Source organism: Bacillus massiliigorillae, from assembly GCF_000380245.2.
Classification (GTDB): Bacteria; Bacillota; Bacilli; order Bacillales; family DSM-1321; genus Bacillus_AD; species Bacillus_AD massiliigorillae.
Genome location: NZ_HG428741.1, coordinates 941,872 through 959,537, shown reverse-complemented (window position 1 = coordinate 959,537; position 17,666 = coordinate 941,872). Strand labels below are relative to the sequence as shown.

19 protein-coding genes are annotated in these 17,666 nt (G+C 34.0%); 4 read left to right on the top strand and 15 right to left on the bottom strand.

Going from position 1 to position 17,666, the window contains the following annotated elements; genetic code table 11:
- Positions 1-367: 367 nt before the first annotated feature.
- The 3 genes from tatC to ilvA form a co-directional block, all read right to left on the bottom strand.
- The gene (gene tatC / locus TX86_RS04520) at positions 368-1,126 is read right to left on the bottom strand and encodes a twin-arginine translocase subunit TatC (protein ID WP_042346650.1); all 759 of its coding nucleotides are present in this window, start codon (positions 1,124-1,126) and stop codon (positions 368-370) included.
- 146 nt (positions 1,127-1,272) lie between these two features.
- Positions 1,273-1,464, bottom strand: coding sequence for a twin-arginine translocase TatA/TatE family subunit (locus TX86_RS04515; RefSeq protein ID WP_042346649.1), 192 nt, complete (start codon positions 1,462-1,464; stop codon positions 1,273-1,275).
- Between the two features lie 189 nt (positions 1,465-1,653).
- Complete coding sequence (gene ilvA / locus TX86_RS04510) at positions 1,654-2,922, bottom strand: threonine ammonia-lyase IlvA (RefSeq protein ID WP_042346647.1); 1,269 nt, start codon at positions 2,920-2,922, stop codon at positions 1,654-1,656.
- A 257-nt stretch (positions 2,923-3,179) separates the two neighbouring features.
- Between ilvA and TX86_RS04505 the strand changes: the two genes are divergently transcribed.
- Positions 3,180-3,410: a hypothetical protein gene (locus tag TX86_RS04505; protein ID WP_042346646.1), complete on the top strand. Its 231-nt coding sequence runs from the start codon at positions 3,180-3,182 to the stop codon at positions 3,408-3,410.
- A 71-nt stretch (positions 3,411-3,481) separates the two neighbouring features.
- On the opposite strand, the gene TX86_RS04500 is transcribed toward TX86_RS04505, so the two are convergent.
- From TX86_RS04500 to TX86_RS04485, 4 genes are all read right to left on the bottom strand, one after another.
- The gene (locus tag TX86_RS04500; protein ID WP_042346645.1) at positions 3,482-4,201 is read right to left on the bottom strand and encodes a lysophospholipid acyltransferase family protein; all 720 of its coding nucleotides are present in this window, start codon (positions 4,199-4,201) and stop codon (positions 3,482-3,484) included.
- 121 nt (positions 4,202-4,322) lie between these two features.
- Positions 4,323-5,192, bottom strand: a complete 870-nt coding sequence (locus TX86_RS04495; protein WP_230203564.1) for an EamA family transporter — start codon at positions 5,190-5,192, stop codon at positions 4,323-4,325.
- 94 nt (positions 5,193-5,286) lie between these two features.
- The gene (locus TX86_RS04490) at positions 5,287-5,772 is read right to left on the bottom strand and encodes a dihydrofolate reductase (protein WP_042346638.1); all 486 of its coding nucleotides are present in this window, start codon (positions 5,770-5,772) and stop codon (positions 5,287-5,289) included.
- Between the two features lie 41 nt (positions 5,773-5,813).
- Positions 5,814-6,758, bottom strand: a complete 945-nt coding sequence (locus tag TX86_RS04485) for a thymidylate synthase (RefSeq protein WP_439096719.1) — start codon at positions 6,756-6,758, stop codon at positions 5,814-5,816.
- Between the two features lie 162 nt (positions 6,759-6,920).
- Here TX86_RS04485 and TX86_RS04480 point away from each other — a divergent pair, with 162 nt between their 5' ends.
- Positions 6,921-7,292 (top strand): GIY-YIG nuclease family protein, encoded by a 372-nt coding sequence (locus TX86_RS04480; protein WP_042346633.1) that lies wholly within the window; start codon positions 6,921-6,923, stop codon positions 7,290-7,292.
- Positions 7,293-7,688: 396 nt separating this feature from the next.
- Here the strand turns inward: TX86_RS04480 and TX86_RS04470 are convergent, their stop codons facing one another.
- The 4 genes from TX86_RS04470 to TX86_RS04455 form a co-directional block, all read right to left on the bottom strand.
- Positions 7,689-8,309, bottom strand: coding sequence for a YpjP family protein (locus tag TX86_RS04470; RefSeq protein ID WP_042346628.1), 621 nt, complete (start codon positions 8,307-8,309; stop codon positions 7,689-7,691).
- A gap of 561 nt (positions 8,310-8,870) precedes the next feature.
- Complete coding sequence (locus TX86_RS04465; RefSeq protein WP_042346624.1) at positions 8,871-9,641, bottom strand: class I SAM-dependent methyltransferase; 771 nt, start codon at positions 9,639-9,641, stop codon at positions 8,871-8,873.
- A gap of 1 nt (position 9,642) precedes the next feature.
- Positions 9,643-10,077: a BrxA/BrxB family bacilliredoxin gene (locus tag TX86_RS04460; RefSeq protein ID WP_042346622.1), complete on the bottom strand. Its 435-nt coding sequence runs from the start codon at positions 10,075-10,077 to the stop codon at positions 9,643-9,645.
- A gap of 79 nt (positions 10,078-10,156) precedes the next feature.
- On the bottom strand, positions 10,157-10,744 hold the full coding sequence (locus TX86_RS04455; RefSeq protein ID WP_042346621.1) for a lysophospholipid acyltransferase family protein: 588 nt from the start codon (positions 10,742-10,744) through the stop codon (positions 10,157-10,159).
- Between the two features lie 289 nt (positions 10,745-11,033).
- Here TX86_RS04455 and TX86_RS04450 point away from each other — a divergent pair, with 289 nt between their 5' ends.
- Positions 11,034-11,408, top strand: a complete 375-nt coding sequence (locus tag TX86_RS04450) for a VOC family protein (protein ID WP_042346618.1) — start codon at positions 11,034-11,036, stop codon at positions 11,406-11,408.
- Positions 11,409-11,559: 151 nt separating this feature from the next.
- Here TX86_RS04450 and TX86_RS04445 read toward each other — a convergent pair whose 3' ends face one another.
- The 4 genes from TX86_RS04445 to TX86_RS04430 form a co-directional block, all read right to left on the bottom strand.
- Positions 11,560-13,440, bottom strand: coding sequence for an ABC-F family ATP-binding cassette domain-containing protein (locus TX86_RS04445; RefSeq protein ID WP_042346616.1), 1,881 nt, complete (start codon positions 13,438-13,440; stop codon positions 11,560-11,562).
- Between the two features lie 303 nt (positions 13,441-13,743).
- Positions 13,744-14,220, bottom strand: coding sequence for a glutathione peroxidase (locus TX86_RS04440; RefSeq protein WP_042346614.1), 477 nt, complete (start codon positions 14,218-14,220; stop codon positions 13,744-13,746).
- A gap of 45 nt (positions 14,221-14,265) precedes the next feature.
- The gene (locus TX86_RS04435; RefSeq protein ID WP_042346606.1) at positions 14,266-14,805 is read right to left on the bottom strand and encodes a hypothetical protein; all 540 of its coding nucleotides are present in this window, start codon (positions 14,803-14,805) and stop codon (positions 14,266-14,268) included.
- Between the two features lie 13 nt (positions 14,806-14,818).
- Positions 14,819-16,513, bottom strand: coding sequence for a formate--tetrahydrofolate ligase (locus TX86_RS04430; protein WP_042346604.1), 1,695 nt, complete (start codon positions 16,511-16,513; stop codon positions 14,819-14,821).
- Between the two features lie 196 nt (positions 16,514-16,709).
- Between TX86_RS04430 and metA the strand changes: the two genes are divergently transcribed.
- Entirely contained in the window at positions 16,710-17,618 is a 909-nt protein-coding gene (gene metA, locus TX86_RS04425) for a homoserine O-acetyltransferase MetA (protein WP_042346602.1), read from the top strand.
- Positions 17,619-17,666 lie beyond the last annotated feature (48 nt).

The following is a 17,666-nucleotide window of genomic DNA, read 5'->3' as shown; positions in this document are numbered from 1 at the left end:
AAACGGAATGGCCTATTTCCGAGCATAGCAGGTGTAAGGTTAGACATTATCTTTAAAAAAAGGCGTCCAAAAAGTGATTTCCAACCACCTTTTGGACGCCTTTTTACGACTATTTCACCCAAGATGAAACTCCTAAATAAAGTGAAACTTTGCTCGGTGGGGGGGTGCTATCATCCCCCACCGAGCATTAGTTGAACCAATCGGGTTCTTACTGGTACTTATCTCCCACTTAAACGTCCCTGCTTACGCTTATGTTTTGAAGTGGGAGTCTTAGCGCCAGTTTGAACGGGATAAATTAAAGAATTCCTTTTTCCACACTTTCTAACCACTCATATTAATCTGACTTATCATACAACCTCTTCTAATATCAAGCTTGCTGATAATCTTCATAATCCTCATGGTCTGGATCTGCCTCAAGTCTTTTCATACGTCGTTTATACACGATTTTCGATAACGTGATACTCACTTCATAGAGTGTTAATAAGGGTACTATTACTAGAAAATCTGAAAGAAAATCTGGAGGCGTAATAGTAACTGAAATAACAACTAAGACAAAATAAGCATACTTTCTTATTTTAGTTAAAACATATGGATTAATAATACCAATTGATGTTAAAAACATAACAACTGCCGGAAGCTCAAACAATACTGCGAATGGCAAAGTCATGTTCATTAAAAATGAGAAATACTTCTCCGCTGTAAAGTTCGTTACAAACATATTTCCACCTAATTCAACTAAGAAACCTAGTACAGTTGGAAAAACAACAAAATAACCAAAACATAAACCAATTATAAATAAAATAAATAACGCTGGAATATACGATAAAGTTGCTTTTCTTTCGTGTGGCATTAATGCTGGTTTAACAAACAGCCAAATTTGCAATGCTAAAACTGGTATAGTAGCAGCGATTCCGATAACTGCTGCAATCATAAAATACACCCAAATAATATCACTTGGACCAAGTACAATTAATTTCACATCTAAGTCTTTAACCAACCAATTATATATTTCCTCTACATAAACAAAACCTAATATTAAAAAAACAATAAATGCGACAGCGGTAATAATAAGTCTTTTGCGAAGTTCACTAAGATGTTCGATGATATTCTGTTCTCTATCTGCCATAGAAATCAAGCCTTCCTTCTTCTAATAAAGTAAAACTTCAATTGGTTTCTTCTCCAACTAAAAGTTCGACTAATCAGGTCCATTCAAATCTTCAAAAAAGGTGTAAGATGATTTCATCTCACACCCTTTCAGAACTATAATTAAGATTAGCTTTTTACTTTTTTCTTCTCTTCATCAATATCATCCATAACATCACTAGTTAATTCGCGGGTTGACTTCTTAAATTCACGTAATGTTTGACCAAATGCACGGCCAATTTCAGGAAGTTTCTTAGGTCCGAATACAATTAAAGCTACGATTAGAATTAAAATCAGTCCAGGAACACCAATATTTGACATTAAAACATCCCCTTTAGTATGTAGACTATGTTTTCTACAAGTAGTATAGTATATTTTTAAAAAATTCGATTAATAAAAACTATTATTCACATTGTTTTCACAAATACACGTAACATATTAGACACATAATTAACCAAATATAGTGAAAGTTCCCACTAATTGTAACCTAAAAGAGCATATATTGCTAGATTAAATAAGTAAATTAAATAAATTCTGGTCTTTATTTACTTCAATAAAACGGAAACCTTTTTTATTCATACGATAAATCATATCCTGATATTCTTCTGGGCGCTTAAGCTCAATGCCAACAAGTGCCGGACCAGATTCTTTGTTATTATTTTTAGTATATTCAAATCTTGTAATATCATCGTCAGGACCTAATACTTCATCAAGAAACTCTCTTAATGCACCTGCTCTTTGTGGGAAATTAACGATGAAATAATGTAAAAACCCTTCATATAATAATGAACGTTCTTTAATTTCTTGCATTCTAGCAATATCGTTATTACCACCACTAATCACACAGACAACGTTTTTACCTTTAATTTCTTCACAATATAAGTCAAGGGCAGCAACTGAAAGAGCACCAGCTGGCTCAGCTACAATGGCATGCTCATTGTACATATTTAAAATTGTTGTACAAACTTTCCCTTCAGGTACAACAATAATATCTTCAACTAACTCTTGGCAAATATCAAAGGTTTTTTCTCCGACACATTTTACTGCCGCACCATCTACAAACTTATCAATCGTATCAAGTGACACAACTTGATTGTTCAGAAATGATTCCTTCATACTAGGGGCACCGAGCGGTTCAACACCAATACATTTTGTACTCGGAGAAATACTCTTACAGTAAGTAGCCAATCCTGCCATTAGCCCTCCACCGCCAATTGCAGCAAATAAGAAATCAACTGGATCCTCACAATCATTTAGAATCTCAACAGCAACTGTTCCTTGCCCTGCGATTACTTTTTCATCATCGAAAGGATGGACAAATGTACGTTGTTCTTGCTCACAACATTCCATAGCCTTTACAAAAGAATCATCAAATGTATCGCCTACAAGGAATATTTCTACCATTTCCTTTCCAAACATTTTCACTTGATTTACTTTTTGTCTAGGTGTGGTAGCGGGCATGAAGATTTTCCCTACAATGTTCATTTGCTTACAAGCATATGCCACTCCTTGTGCATGATTACCAGCACTTGCACAAACAACTCCATTCACTTTTTCATCTTCAGTTAAACTTTTCATTTTATAATACGCACCTCTTAATTTGAAAGAGCGTACATGCTGTAAATCTTCACGCTTTAAATACACATTGCACTCATATTTTTCTGATAAGCGTTCATTTTTTTGTAACGGTGTATGAGCTACTACATCTTTTAATTGTTGATGAGCAATAAGCACATCTTCTACTTGTAGCCACTTTCGTTCATTGGCTGTCGAATTCATAAGGTCCCTTCTTTCTTTTTTCCTTCAGATTATTATAATGCCGTAAATTATATCACTATGGATGAATAAATCAACTGATTTTTCAAATAATTCAATTTTCAAGGAACCGAAATATAGAACTACTTTACTTTCAATATCTTTTCTCCTCCTTATATTGTATCATTTTCTATTTTTGTTTGTAACAAAGCAGGTTTGTAGTATACAAAAAACGAATAGTTAATATGATAGAGAACAGAAACAAAAGGGAGGTTTCACGATTGGAATTTTCGTTATGTTCGATTGACTGCGCCTTACCTGTGGAAGTAACTATTGATGAAGATAACGGTCGATACACAATTCGCAAAAGTGATTCAAGTGGAGAATATTTCAACACGGCTCAAGAACTTATTGATTGGATCAAGCAAAACTTTTCAGTGGATCAATTCTGCTATCAAGAGGAATACGAGGATATGATGAAACAGCTAAATTTATACGAGATATTACAATAACTATTAGAAAAGAGGTGTCCTAAAAGTGATTTTCAATCACTTTTAGGACACCTCTCCTTGATTTCATATTATTACAACTGTTCACGAGCTTCCTTAATCTTCATTTCTACATATGAATTTAATGTATTACTATCCATATCTTTATATTCTTCATATGATATTGCTGGTAATATAGAAACCGTAACATCTCCTGGTTTAATCCAATTTTTATTCTTCTCCATTAATTGCGATGTACCCTTAATAACAACTGGAAGAATGGGTGATTTAGCGTCAGTTGCTAATCGCAGACTCCCCGCTTTAAATTCACCTACTGGACCACCTTTACTTCTTGTCCCTTCTGGGAAAACAGCAATAGAGTGTCCTTCTTTCATTAAAGCAATACCTGCACGTATAGCCTTGATAGATTGTCTACGGTCTTTACGGTCCATAAATACACAATTCATAACTTCCATCCATTTATACACAACAGGTATTTTCATTACTTCAATTTTTGAAATGAAGCCGAATGGTTTTTTTAGAGAGCTTATTAATACCGGAATATCAAAATTTCCTTCATGGTTTGCTACAATTAAAACAGAGCCTAAAGGAACATTTTCTTCACCTAAAACAGTTACATTAGCACCAGAAATTTTTACTAATGTACTCGCCCACTTTTTAGCGTGTTTTTGTTTAAATTGATCTTGCTCTTCAACAGTTAAAGAGTCATCTTTGAATTTCTTAGCTTTATTTAAAAATGGAATACTATAAAATAAATATCCAAAAAAATAAAGGAAAAATGCCACTGTGCGCATCTTGTTGTACCTCCTGAGTGAATTGCCTCCCCCATTATATACAATTATGTAAGTAAAAACTATAGCATTCCTTAAGTAATTGTGTCTTGACACAAAACTTGATGACATTAGAAGCCTTTCACTATAGAATCAGTAATACAGTCCCAATTGTAATAACAATTCCACCAAGAATCGTCATTTTTGATGCTTTTTCTTTTAAGATGATAAAACTTAAGACCATCGTAATAACAACACTAAATTTATCAATAGGAGCTACAATAGACACCTTACCAATCGCAATCGCGCCAAAATAACATAACCATGACAATCCAGTAGCAACACCGGATAATATGAGGAATGTATAACTTCTTTTTGATATATCTTTCAACTGTCGGTGAGTTCCTTGGAAGAAAACAATTCCCCATGCAAAAATTATAATAACAATCGTTCTAATAAATGTTGCTACATTTGAATCAACATCTTCAATACCTATTTTCGCTAATATGGCAGTTAAGGCCGCAAATAGTGCAGATAAAACGGCTAATACAATATAAGAATTGGATGCTTTAATTGTTTTATCTGGTTTGATTTTGCCAATTAATATGAATGTTCCAATAGTTATGATTGCACCACCTGCGATAACCATCGGTGTCGCAGGTTCGCCTAGAATGATAAAAGACAAAATAATCGTCATCACGACACTCGATTTATCAATTGGAACAACCTTCGAAACATCCCCAATTTTTATAGCCTTGAAATAACATAACCATGACAATCCCGTTGTTATACCAGATATAATGAGGAAAATGAGAGCCTTCCATGGTACCATAAAGATTTCATCAAATCGATCCGTTATCAATACCATAATAAATGCCATAATTACAACTACAATTGTACGAACAGCTGTCGCTAAATTAGAATCTACCTTCTCTATCCCGACCTTTGCCAATATTGCCGTAAGAGAGGCAAAAAGAGCGGCTAATAACGCTAATATAATACTCAATACTTCCACCCCTGTTTCTTTCTTCTTTTTCGTTTTTGAGAATGATTCTCATTATATCTTATTATAGAAACCAACCATAAATTATAGTTGGTTTCTATACTCTTTATTTTCTATCATAAACATGAAAATAATATGTGTATGGATTTTTCTCATCCGTTATACCTTGTTCAACAAACACTTCTTGCCATTCGCTATAATCGATTTCTGGAAAGAATGTATCACCATCAAAAGCATGATGAATTTTAGTAATATACAATTTATCCGTTTGATCTAGGAACAGTTTATAGACCTGCTCTCCACCAAAGATAAAGATTTCTTCTTCATTTGCACAAAGCTGCAGTACCTCTCCAGGAGAATGGGCAATTTCACAGCCCTCTGCCTTGAAATTAGTATCTCTCGTTAAAACAATATTCCTTCTTCCCGGAAGTGGTCTGCTAATGGATTCATAATTTTTTCTCCCCATAATAATTGGATGACCCATTGTTGTTTTTTTAACATATTGTAATTCTCGTGGTAAACGCCAAGGTAATTGATTATCCTTACCAATCACTCGATTTTCATCCATAGCTACAATTATAGAAACAATCATACTATCCCCTACCTTTTGTTCTAATGTTAGTAAATAGTTTATTAAACAGCCACTGGTGCTTTTATAGCCGGGTGTGGATCGTATCCATCAATACGGATATCCTCCATCTCAAAATCAAAAACAGATTGCTTCTCGCTATTTAAGAAAAGCGTTGGAAGATTCTTAGGCTCACGACTTAATTGCTTCTCAACCTGTTCCATATGATTGCTATAAATATGTGCATCTCCTAATGTATGAATGAATTCTCCTACCTCTAATCCACATTCATGTGCAATTAAATGAGTTAATAAAGCATAACTAGCGATATTAAATGGAATGCCAAGGAAAATATCTCCACTACGCTGATATAATTGACAAGAAAGTTTACCTTCTAATACATAGAATTGAAAAAGTGTATGACATGGTGGCAAAGCCATCGTTGGTACATCTTCTGGATTCCACGCTGAAACAATCAATCTTCTTGAATCAGGATTACGTTTAATCGTATCAATAACATCTTTTAGTTGATCAATCGTTTCACCAGCTGTTGTTTTCCATGCACGCCATTGTTTACCGTACACGTCTCCTAGCTCTCCATACTTACGAGCAAATTCATCATCATTTAAAATAGAATCTACAAAGATTTGCATTTGTTTTTGATATTCTTGATTGAAAGCTTCATCTTCTTGAGAACGCAAACCAAAGTCAGTCATATCAGGTCCAGTATACTCGTCACTTTCAACCCATTTTTTAAAAGCCCATTCATTCCAAATATGATTATTATGTTGCAATAAATATTTTATATTTGTATCACCTTTAATAAACCAAAGCAGCTCACTTGCAATTAAACGAAAAGGAATACGCTTTGTTGTTAATAACGGAAATCCTTCTTGCAAATTAAAGCGCATTTGATAGCCAAATGTACTAATTGTACCTGTTCCAGTACGATCTTCTTTCTTCACTCCATTATGTAAAACGTGGTTACATAAATCTAAGTATTGTTTCAATGTAATAGCACCTCTATAATCAATAATATTGTTATATTTTAACCTTTCTTATTAGAAGAAGTACAGGAAGAACTTTTTGTATTTTTTACTATCAATCACAAGAAGAAAGTAATAACATACATCTACATGAATATTATTAGTAGTTAAAGGAGAAATAAGGACTTGGAATGGAATGTAGACCCGAACCATATATTATATGCAGTTTTTCTTACGCTAAATGAAGATATTAATATTGCAATTGGAGCAAAAGGCTTTCAACAATTTACAAAAGGAGATTATATATATATTGGAAGTGCAAAGAAAAATATTCTTCGCAGAGTAGAGCGCCATTACAAACTAGATAAACCATTGCGCTGGCATTTGGATTATTTACGTCCATATTGTACCATTACGAAAATACAATCATATGACCATCCCGAAGGAGAATGTTCTCTAGCAGCCACATTCGCAAAACAAGGTGAAGTATGGATCAAACATTTCGGAGCTTCTGACTGTAAATGCAACGGTCATTTAATTCGAGTACAAGACAAATAATGAACATTCCTCTAATGATTTTCATAAACTAGAATACTAAGATAACAGGTGAGATGTCATGAGGAAGAATGATAAAATCAACAATCCCTTAGAGCAAATCGATGATGTAAGTATAGTTATGAATTTCAAAATATTTATTTATCTGGACCTTTTTTTATTGTCTTTTTTCTTAGGATTTTTATTATATTCACAAATACACCATTGGCTACCAACATGCATTATTTCAAGTGTATTTTTTTTATCGACTTCATTAATTTTTAAGCTTTTGATTACAAAGGATGAGCCTCAAAAAAAGCAAAAGCAAACCTTTTGAAACCGATGAAGATTTCAAAACAGTAAAAAGGATGTCCAAAAAGGAATTTGTACCTTTGGGACATCCTTAGTCTAAATCTTTTATTAATGTAATTGCTGATTCCATCCAGGAGGCGTGTTCTTATCCCAGAATATAGAACCTAAATCATGATGAGTTAAGAATTCATCATCGTTTGTATGATAGTGAAAATTAAACCAATAGCCTTGTTGAGGTGGATTTTCCCTTCTTACATGAAAGCGAATAATATCTTTGCTTGATTGTTTGTCATAAATATTGAAGATTTTCTCACCAGTAGCTGAATTAGAAGGTTTTTCAGTGATTGCTAAGTTAGACAAATCCTCATCTGGATAGCTTTGTAAATATTCAGAAATAGCTTCTTCCATCTTCGGAAAAATAATATCTTTAAATTCATTTTCAATGCGAGGTTTAATACGATCTCCAAACTTCAAATAGCAGTTTTCTTCAGCTTTCAGCACAAAGCTTTCAATTTGCTTATCACGATCAAATTCTTCTTCCGTAGATAACGATGTTGGAATAATAAACTCATCAACTGGCTTCGCTTCTTCAAAAGAACTCTTTTTCTGAGGCTTACCATTAGCAGCGGCTTCATCTTGCCAATGAAAATCATCCGGCGATACTAATCCTAATGTCATAATTGACAAAAGAATAACTAAACTTTTCTTCATCCATTGTGGTACGACCATAGAATATCCCCTCATTTATAGCATTCTACCTTACTTACAATATACACTGTTTCTACTATATACGAAACATTTTGGAAGAGGTTTCATAATTATTTAATACTCTAGTAATAATTCAGCAATAATTACTAGAATGCTAGACCTAATGATACGAAAATAAGGATATACATATCATTTTTTGAAAAAACTATATACAAGGAGGAGGTATTGCCATGATGGAAATTTGGTTTTTCAATATCTTTAGCATCATTATTCTTGTATATTTTATTTTCTTAAGCTTTACTGATTAATATAATTGTTTTACATACTGAATAAGAAAAAACGTCACCGGTCTTTTTTGATTAATATTTATGCTTCTTGTACTACTCTAAATCAAAAAAGAGCTATGCGGCAGAAATAAGACGAGCTGTTCTTGAAAACCCTCTTTTGGTTTTCAAAACAGATTGGCTTATTTCCGAGCATAGCAGGTGTAAGGTTAGACAACGCTAAAATTATATACTTTCTTGTCTTTTAAAACAAAACCGCTTGAAGTCAATCTCGACAGCAAGCGGTTTTTATTACATATTAAAGATCAATTGTGCCATAATGAAACTTAGCCGTTTTACGGATATGCTGTGTAAAACCTAATTGTTCAAAGCGAGTGCTACGAAAATGGTCTTTCAAGACTATTCTTCTACGTGCAACCCTTCTAGCTTCAGCTATTATTTCATCCGTAATACTAGCAAATGAAGTAAAGTGAGAAAGGGTTTGCAGAGCATTTGATTCATCAATGCTTTCTTCAAACATTGGATCGAAGTACACAACATCTACACTTTTTGAAGGCATACGTTGTAAATAATCATAATGATTACCTTCCACTACCGTAATTCTTCTCATTGCTTTTTCGATTTCCTCATGTTGCCCTTCCCAGGTTTGTAGACCTATCTTCGTTAAATACGCCAAAATGTGGCTTGCTTCAACACCAATAACCTTACCCGTTTCTCCAACAACAAAGCTCGCTACAATACTATCAGATGCATAGCCTAATGTACAATCAAGCAAAGCATCACCTTGCTTTAATCCAGCCACTTCGATAAAAGCATCATGGCTATCATTCATTAGACGCTTTACTCGAACCATCGCTAAATTAGGATGGAAGAAATACGGCTCACTGCCATCTTGATGATAAAGCTGAATACCGTCTTTTCCCACGACGACAACAAGTGTATGCATCTTGAATAACGCTTGTAATGATTTCTTTCTTCTAGGCTCATAAGCAACCTGTAAATCGTTTGCTACCGCTTTTGCTTTTGCAATATATTCTTCCGTTGTTCGCCCAGCTGTTGTAACAATCATACTATGCGATATAGTCTGCAAAGCTTTGTTGAATATTAGCTAAAATCTCTTCTACTGAATGACCTTCAATTTCTTCACGTGCAATAAAATGAACACATTCTTTTCCTTTGAAAAGTGCCATTGATGGTGAAGATGGTACATAGTCTGCCATATATTCTCGCATTTTTGCAGTAGCTTCTTTATCTTGTCCAGCAAAAACAGTAATCGCATTTGGTTTATTTGTACTTTCAGCAATAGCAGTTGTTGCAGCTGGTCTAGCTAAGCCAGCTGCACAGCCACATACAGAATTAATTACCACAAATGTGTATCCTTCTGCACCTTCCATATACTGCTCTACTTGTTCAGCTGTAGTTAATTCATTAAAACCTGCGTTTAACAATTCATCACGCATTGGTTGAGATACTTGTTTCATATATTGTTCATATGCATTTGACATATTCATTCACTCCAATAATTAGTTTAATAAGTAACATAAGCATACTATAAATAAATTTTTATTAAAAGTGTACTGAACCTTATAGTTGTAATTGCTTCATCCTTGCTTCTAATAAATTGACTCCACTTTCAATCAAATGTTCCTTCTTCACTGATTGTAATTCTTTTTCAAAATCAATTGGTGTTCCAAAAATTACAACAGCTTTTTCACCTTTAAGTATTTGCTTGAACTTTGTAGGACCTTTGTATACGGCTGGAAGCAATGGAGCTTTCGCCTTCATAGCAATTGTAACAGCGCCTCTCTTTAGCGGTACATCTTCACTTGTTCTAGTTCCACTTGGAAAAATCCCGACACATTTATTATTTTTCAAAATTTTCAAAGGTATTTTCAAAGCACTTGGTCCAGGATTTTCTCGATTAACTGGGAAGGCTTTCACTGATTCCATAAATTTTCTAGAAAATGAACGATTAAATAATTCTTTCTTCGCCATAAAGTGTACAGGAGTTGGATAAACCGCAATCGCTAACATAATGCAATCAATCCAGCTAGTATGTGAGCAGGTCACAACATACCGATGATTCGATGGCTTATTCGTTTTCCCTTTAATTTTTAACAAACCAAACAGCTTAATTACAATAAACAGCACAGTACAAACAAAAGTATTCATGTTTTCTCTCCTTAGTGGAAGTTCATTGTTTCACAAATGATATTTTTTATTTTATACGAAAACTTTGCATTTAGAAACATATTTTGTGACCTGATACTAATATCAGAGTTTAAAGTTTGGTTATAATACACAAAACCGACATAATAATGTTTCTAATACTTACATTTGTTAGCTATTCCTCCTTACTTAGAAAGCAAACATAGTATAATTTGAAGGTAATGATAATTCTGTTTTTTATACAACTACACTTTCATAAAAGAATTAATCACATTTGAAAAGGGTGTAAAAAATGATTAAAAAAATTGACCATTTCGTAATTACTACCGCACACATTACAAAATGTCTCTCCTTCTACAAAAAGCTAGGCTTTACTCCAAAAGAGGCAGCAGGTCGCTACGAGCTCTTTACTGGCGACTTTAAAATTAATGTCCATATAAAAGGAAAAGAGCTATCACCTCATGCTCAACATATTCAAACGGGCAGTGCCGACCTTTGCTTCGAAGTAAATGATGACATAAACATTGTAAAGACCCAACTTGAAGAAGCAGGCATTCCAATCGAATTTGGTATTGTAGAACGTACTGGTTTTAAAGGAAAAATGAATTCTATTTATTTACGAGACCCAGATGGTAATTTGGTAGAGCTATCTAATTACAACATATAATGTGACAACTTGATTGAACTACATTCGGTTGATCACCAACTTAAAAGACTTTTTCTTCTCCTCGTTTGGAAATGAGTATCTTCGCGGGAATTTGAACAGGATAAATAAAAAAAGCATGTAAAGAAAGACTTTCTTTACATGCTTTTTTGTTCTATCCTTCAGCAATTTCAGAAAGATATTCCCAACGCTCCATTAATTGCTCTAATTGTTCGTTTAAACGCGCTTCTTCTTCCATTAGCTGCTGACCTTTTGTAAAGTCACTACCAATTGAAGTTAAGTCAATTGCCACTTGCTTCAATTGTTCTTCAACTTTCTCAATATCTGCTTCAATCGTATCCCATTCACGTTTTTCCATATAAGAAAGACGTTTCTTCTTTTCTTTCTCTTTCGGTTGAACAGGCGCTTTCTCAACTACTTCTTTACGTTCTTTCTCTTGTGTGATGGTCGCTAAATAATCGCTGTATTCTCCATAATACGTCCCAATCTCTCCATCACCTTTAAAAATCAATAATTCTGTAGCTACTTTATCTAAGAAATAGCGATCATGGGAAACCGTAATAACTACGCCAGAAAAACCATCTAAGAAATCTTCTAGTACCGTTAATGTTTGCGTATCTAAATCGTTCGTAGGCTCATCTAGTAATAATACATTTGGAGAAGACATTAAGATTCGCAACAAATATAAACGACGTTTCTCTCCACCTGATAGCTTATAGATTGGAGTACCATGCGTATGCATAGGAAATAAAAACTTCTCTAGCATAGCCGATGCCGAAATTGTGCTACCATCTTTCAACTCAATAGCTTCCGCTTCTTCGCGAATATACTCAATCATTCGTAGTTTTTCATTCATATCTTCATTTTCTTGCGTATAGAAGCCGATTTTCACCGTTTGCCCTTTTTCTAATTCACCACTATCAATGGACTCTCTATCTGCTAAAATACGTAATAATGTTGACTTCCCTGAACCATTCTTACCAATGATTCCAATACGATCACCACGTTTGAACAATCTTGAAAAATGATTAATGACAACTTTATCACCAAATGACTTTGAAATATTATGGCATTCAATTACTTTTCGTCCTAAACGAGAGCCTGCTAATTCAATCTCTAAATTTTCGTTTTGAACTTTACCTTTCACGTCGTCTTCCAACTGTTCAAAACGTTGAATACGTGCTTTTTGCTTCGTTGTACGAGCTTTTGCACCTTTTCTCATCCACGCTAATTCATTTTTAAATAAACTTTGCATTTTAGCCATTGTTGTTGCATTGTTCTCTTCACGAATTGCTTTACCTTCTAGGAAACTTTCATAGTTACCTTTGTATTCAAATAGTGAGCCTTGATCTAATTCCCAAATTTTCGTTGCAATTGAATCTAAGAAATAACGATCATGGGTTACAAATAAAACAGCATATGGATATTTATTCAAGTACTCTTCTAGCCATTTAATACTATCTGCATCTAAATGGTTGGTAGGCTCATCAAGAATTAATAAATCCGGTTGTTCAATTAACGCTTTTGCTAATGCAGCACGTTTCTTTTGACCACCTGATAAGTGGCCAATTTTTTGCGTAGAATCCGGTAACGCTAATTTACTTAAAATAACTTTACCTTCCGCACTTCGATCCCAGCCTTTTTCTGTATCCATTCGATGCTGTAATGCTAATACCTTTTCTTGTAAAGCTTGATTTTCTGGATGTTGTTGAAGTTCTTCTAACGCATGCTCATAATCTCTAATTAAATTAAATAAAGGTGTATCGCTTGCAAATAAGTACTCTATTACCGTTAATGACTCATCATATTCAGGATCTTGTGATAGAAACGAAATTTGGTAGTCCTTCGGATGAACAATTCCTCCTTGATCGCACTCTTCCATTCCTGCAATCATTTTCATCAAAGTTGATTTTCCACAACCATTAACACCAATAATTCCAATTCTTTCTCCTTCACTTATAGAAAAAGAAATGTTTTTCCACAATGTTTTTTCTGCCATTTCCTTTGTTACATTTTCTGCTGTTAATATTTTCATATTATATATGCCTTCTCCTTAAACCCGCTGATTATTACATCAACTGGATCAAAAATAAATTTTATCTATATACGTTATTTATCAAGCCATAATGAATATTTATCAATTGAAATATTTAGCTTACTTTTCCCATTATATATTTCATTGAGAAAGACAACAACTAAAGAAAAATCGGCGGTCCCTTTTCTATGAAAATAAAAAAGACTCTCTCACCCAATCGTTTATTAAACGACTTGCAAGAAAGCCTCTTTTAAATAGTTCATCTTTATCTTTTCCAGATAGTTCAGTTCTTATACAGAAATTCTATAATAATTTTGTTATTTCTTTTTCAATATCAAAAGGCTTCGTTTTTGGGGAAAATCGAGCTACAACCTTCCCATCTCGATTGATTAAAAACTTAGTAAAATTCCACTTTATCCCTTTTAGCCCCATCATACCTGGTGCTTCATGAGCCAAATACTTAAATAACGGGTGTGCATCTTCACCAAACACGTTCACTTTAGCAAACATCGGGAAAGTAACCCCATAATTAAGGCGACAAAAACTATCTATTTCTAGCTCATCTCCTGGTTCTTGGGTCATAAATTGATTACAAGGAAACCCTAAGACAAGGAATCCATCATTCTTATAACGCTCATAAATCGTTTGTAGCTGCTCATATTGAGGAGTAAAACCGCATTTACTAGCAGTATTTACAATAAGCAATACCTTTCCAGCAAACTGCTTTAACGAAATTTCTTTTCCGTTGATTAACGTTGCATTATAATCGTATACGGTCATCTTAATCACCCCTTTATTCACTCAAGCTAACTGAAAAACAAAGTACTATTTTACAAAGGGTATACCTTGTTTTTGCATTTCTTCTAATGAAGTAATAACATAATTCACCAATTCATATAAATCATCAGCTTGATTCTCAGTTACTACCCGGTTAAACGAGACAACTATCTTTTGAGAAGAACTTTTATACTCACCATTATGATATTCCTCAGTAGAAAATGTTTCAATAAAGCGATCTCTTCCCCATACGTTAAATAAACAATCAGTTACAGATTTGATACTTTCTATTGTCTGAGATTGTTTTGTTTTAAATAGAAAATGCATTTCAATATTGGCTGCTGCATGATCCTCATTATTCAATAACAATTCCTCGGCCAGATGTGCCAAAGAAGCATCCACAATAATGCTACCAATAATATAATCACAATTGGGTAGCACAAACTGGATCTCGTATCTGCGAGCTAATGTAGATAAATCGATAATCTCTGAACGATTTACAACAACAATATCACCTGTTAAATCATAATCATACACAGAGCCCTCTATTATTACTTTAAAATTTTCATATGCTGTTGGATGAGACATTCTATAACCTCACTTAAAATAAACCAATAGCTTCCCCATTATCATCAACATCCATTTGTAGGGCAGCTGGAGCTTTCGGAAGACCTGGCATTGTCATAACATCGCCAGTTAATGCTACAATAAACCCAGCTCCTACAGATGGCTTTAACTCTCTTACCGTAATGGTAAAGTCAGTTGGTCTTCCTAACTTAGATGGATCATCAGAGAAAGAGTATTGTGTTTTCGCAATACAAATCGGTAAATGACTCCAGCCATTCTTTTCAATTTCCTGCATTTGTTTCTGTGCTTTTGAAGAAAAGTCTACGTCTTTCGCTCCATATATTTTTTGAGCAACCATACGAATTTTATTTGGAATTGTATCACTCACATCATATAAAAATGAAAATTCTAAATCATTGTTTTCAATCACTGTAAGTAATTTTTTAGCTAGGTTAACGCCACCATCGCCACCTTTGCCCCATACTTCTGTTAATTCGTAAGGGATGTTTTGCTCTGCACACAATTCAGCAAATGTTGCTAATTCCGCATCGCTATCGGTAACAAAACGATTTAATGCTACTACAAATGGTAAACCAAAAGAAGCCATGTTCTCACAATGTTTCTTTAAATTTTCAAAACCTTTTTGTAAAGCTTCTACATTTTCAATAGCTAACTCATTTTTCGGTTCGCCACCATGCATTTTCAATGCACGAATCGTAGCTACAATCACTACGGCATCTGGTTGAATACCAGCACTTCTCGATTTAATATGTAAAAACTTTTCCGCACCTAAATCGGCACCAAAACCAGCTTCTGTAACAACATAATCCCCTAGCTTTAACGCCATCTTCGTAGCGATTACACTATTACAGCCATGCGCAATATTAGCAAATGGACCGCCATGAACAAATGCTGGTGTATGCTCAATTGTTTGTACTAAATTTGGCTTAATTGCATCTTTCAATAATAATGTTAGAGCACCTTCAACTTGTAATTGCTCCACTGTAATTGGTTCTCGTTTATATGTATATCCTATTACAACCTTAGCTAATCTTCTTTTTAAATCTTTCTCATCTTCTGCTAAGCATAGAATTGCCATAATTTCTGAAGCAACTGTAATATCAAATCCATCTTCACGTGGAACACCTTGAACAGGTCCTCCTAAACCAATTACCACATTTCGCAGTGCACGATCATTCATATCTAACACACGTTTCCAAATAATTCGACGAGGATCAATATTCAGTGCATTCCCCTGATGAATATGATTATCGATTAAAGCAGAAAGTGCATTATGAGCAGTTGTAATAGCATGTATATCACCAGTAAAATGCAAATTGATATCATCCATAGGAAGAACTTGCGCATATCCACCACCACATGCTCCACCTTTCACACCCATAACTGGTCCTAAAGAAGGCTCTCTCATAGCAATAACGGCATTTTTGCCCAATTTCTTCAAAGCATCTCCAAGTCCAACCGTAACGGTTGATTTTCCTTCACCTGCACTCGTTGGACTAATCGCTGTTACCAAAATAAGTTTTCCATTTTTTGTTTGATTAGGCTGTTTTAAAACATCTAAAGAAACTTTCGCTTTATATTTTCCATATGCATCATATGCTTCATCTGATAAATGTAATGCTTCTGCAATTTCTTGTATATGCTTCATTGACGCATTCTTTGCTATGTCTAAATCACTCTTAATTGTTTTCTCAACTGATGTACTCATTATTAGCCTCCCAAACAATTTCACTTTTTTTATTACGATTGTAACATGACTATCCTAGGAAAACTCTACTCAATCATTTACAATTAAATGAATTAAATATTCCAAAAAATCAAACTTTACTGTTGTATGTATCTATTCTATTTCTTTATAATGGCTATAAATGTATAAACAACAACTGGAAAAAGGAGGCTTATTAATGCCAATAAAAATACCAAGTCAACTACCTGCAAAAGATATATTAGAAAGTGAAAATATTTTCGTAATGGATGATGATCGTGCGAATACTCAAGATATTCGCCCATTAAATATATTAATTGTAAACCTAATGCCGGAAAAAGAAAAAACTGAAGCACAATTACTACGCTTGTTAGGAAATACACCTTTACAAGTAAATATTTCATTCTTAAAGATGAAAACACATGAGTCAAAAAATACAAGTAAATATCATTTAGATCAATTCTACCTGTGCTTTGATGAAGTGAAACATCGCAAATTTGACGGAATGATTGTGACAGGAGCACCTGTTGAGAAGCTTTCCTTCACAGATGTAAATTATTGGGCAGAATTAAGTAAAATCATGGATTGGTCAAGTCGCAATGTAACTTCTACATTACATATTTGTTGGGGTGCTCAAGCAGCATTATTCCATCATTATGGAATTGATAAATTCGAACTACCAAAGAAATGTAATGGCGTATATCAACATAATTTATTAACTTGTAGCGAAAAGCTAGTTCGTGGATTTGATGATGAGTTTTATGCTCCTCATTCTAGATATACAGATGTTAGCTTAGAGGCAATCAATAATCATCCTGAATTGATTGTTATGGCCACTTCAGATGATGCAGGAGTATACTTAGTCGGTTCAAAAGATGGTAGACATATTATGGTTACAGGGCACCCTGAATATGAATCTGAAACACTTTCACAAGAATATGAAAGAGATATTCAAAAGGGTATTGACATAGATGTTCCTGAAAACTATTTCCCTAAGGACAACCCGGGTAACAAACCTCCACACAAATGGAGAAGTCACGGTAATTTATTATTCTCAAATTGGTTAAACTATTATGTTTACCAAGAAACTCCATTCCAATGGGATTGAAAGAGTAAGATACGCGACATCATTCATATTTAACATCACTATTCACTA

Excerpts from the sequence above, each read along its gene's own strand:
- tatC (WP_042346650.1), bottom strand. The coding sequence starts at position 1,126 with ATGGCAGATAGAGAACAGAATATCATCGAACATCTTAGTGAACTTCGC.
- TX86_RS04515 (WP_042346649.1), bottom strand. The coding sequence starts at position 1,464 with ATGTCAAATATTGGTGTTCCTGGACTGATTTTAATTCTAATCGTAGCT.
- ilvA (WP_042346647.1), bottom strand. The coding sequence starts at position 2,922 with ATGAATTCGACAGCCAATGAACGAAAGTGGCTACAAGTAGAAGATGTG.
- TX86_RS04500 (WP_042346645.1), bottom strand. The coding sequence starts at position 4,201 with ATGCGCACAGTGGCATTTTTCCTTTATTTTTTTGGATATTTATTTTAT.
- TX86_RS04490 (WP_042346638.1), bottom strand. The coding sequence starts at position 5,772 with ATGATTGTTTCTATAATTGTAGCTATGGATGAAAATCGAGTGATTGGT.
- TX86_RS04470 (WP_042346628.1), bottom strand. The coding sequence starts at position 8,309 with ATGGTCGTACCACAATGGATGAAGAAAAGTTTAGTTATTCTTTTGTCA.
- TX86_RS04465 (WP_042346624.1), bottom strand. The coding sequence starts at position 9,641 with ATGATTGTTACAACAGCTGGGCGAACAACGGAAGAATATATTGCAAAA.
- TX86_RS04460 (WP_042346622.1), bottom strand. The coding sequence starts at position 10,077 with ATGTCAAATGCATATGAACAATATATGAAACAAGTATCTCAACCAATG.
- TX86_RS04455 (WP_042346621.1), bottom strand. The coding sequence starts at position 10,744 with ATGAATACTTTTGTTTGTACTGTGCTGTTTATTGTAATTAAGCTGTTT.
- TX86_RS04450 (WP_042346618.1), top strand. The coding sequence starts at position 11,034 with ATGATTAAAAAAATTGACCATTTCGTAATTACTACCGCACACATTACA.
- TX86_RS04445 (WP_042346616.1), bottom strand. The coding sequence starts at position 13,440 with ATGAAAATATTAACAGCAGAAAATGTAACAAAGGAAATGGCAGAAAAA.
- TX86_RS04440 (WP_042346614.1), bottom strand. The coding sequence starts at position 14,220 with ATGACCGTATACGATTATAATGCAACGTTAATCAACGGAAAAGAAATT.
- TX86_RS04435 (WP_042346606.1), bottom strand. The coding sequence starts at position 14,805 with ATGTCTCATCCAACAGCATATGAAAATTTTAAAGTAATAATAGAGGGC.
- TX86_RS04430 (WP_042346604.1), bottom strand. The coding sequence starts at position 16,513 with ATGAGTACATCAGTTGAGAAAACAATTAAGAGTGATTTAGACATAGCA.
- metA (WP_042346602.1), top strand. The coding sequence starts at position 16,710 with ATGCCAATAAAAATACCAAGTCAACTACCTGCAAAAGATATATTAGAA.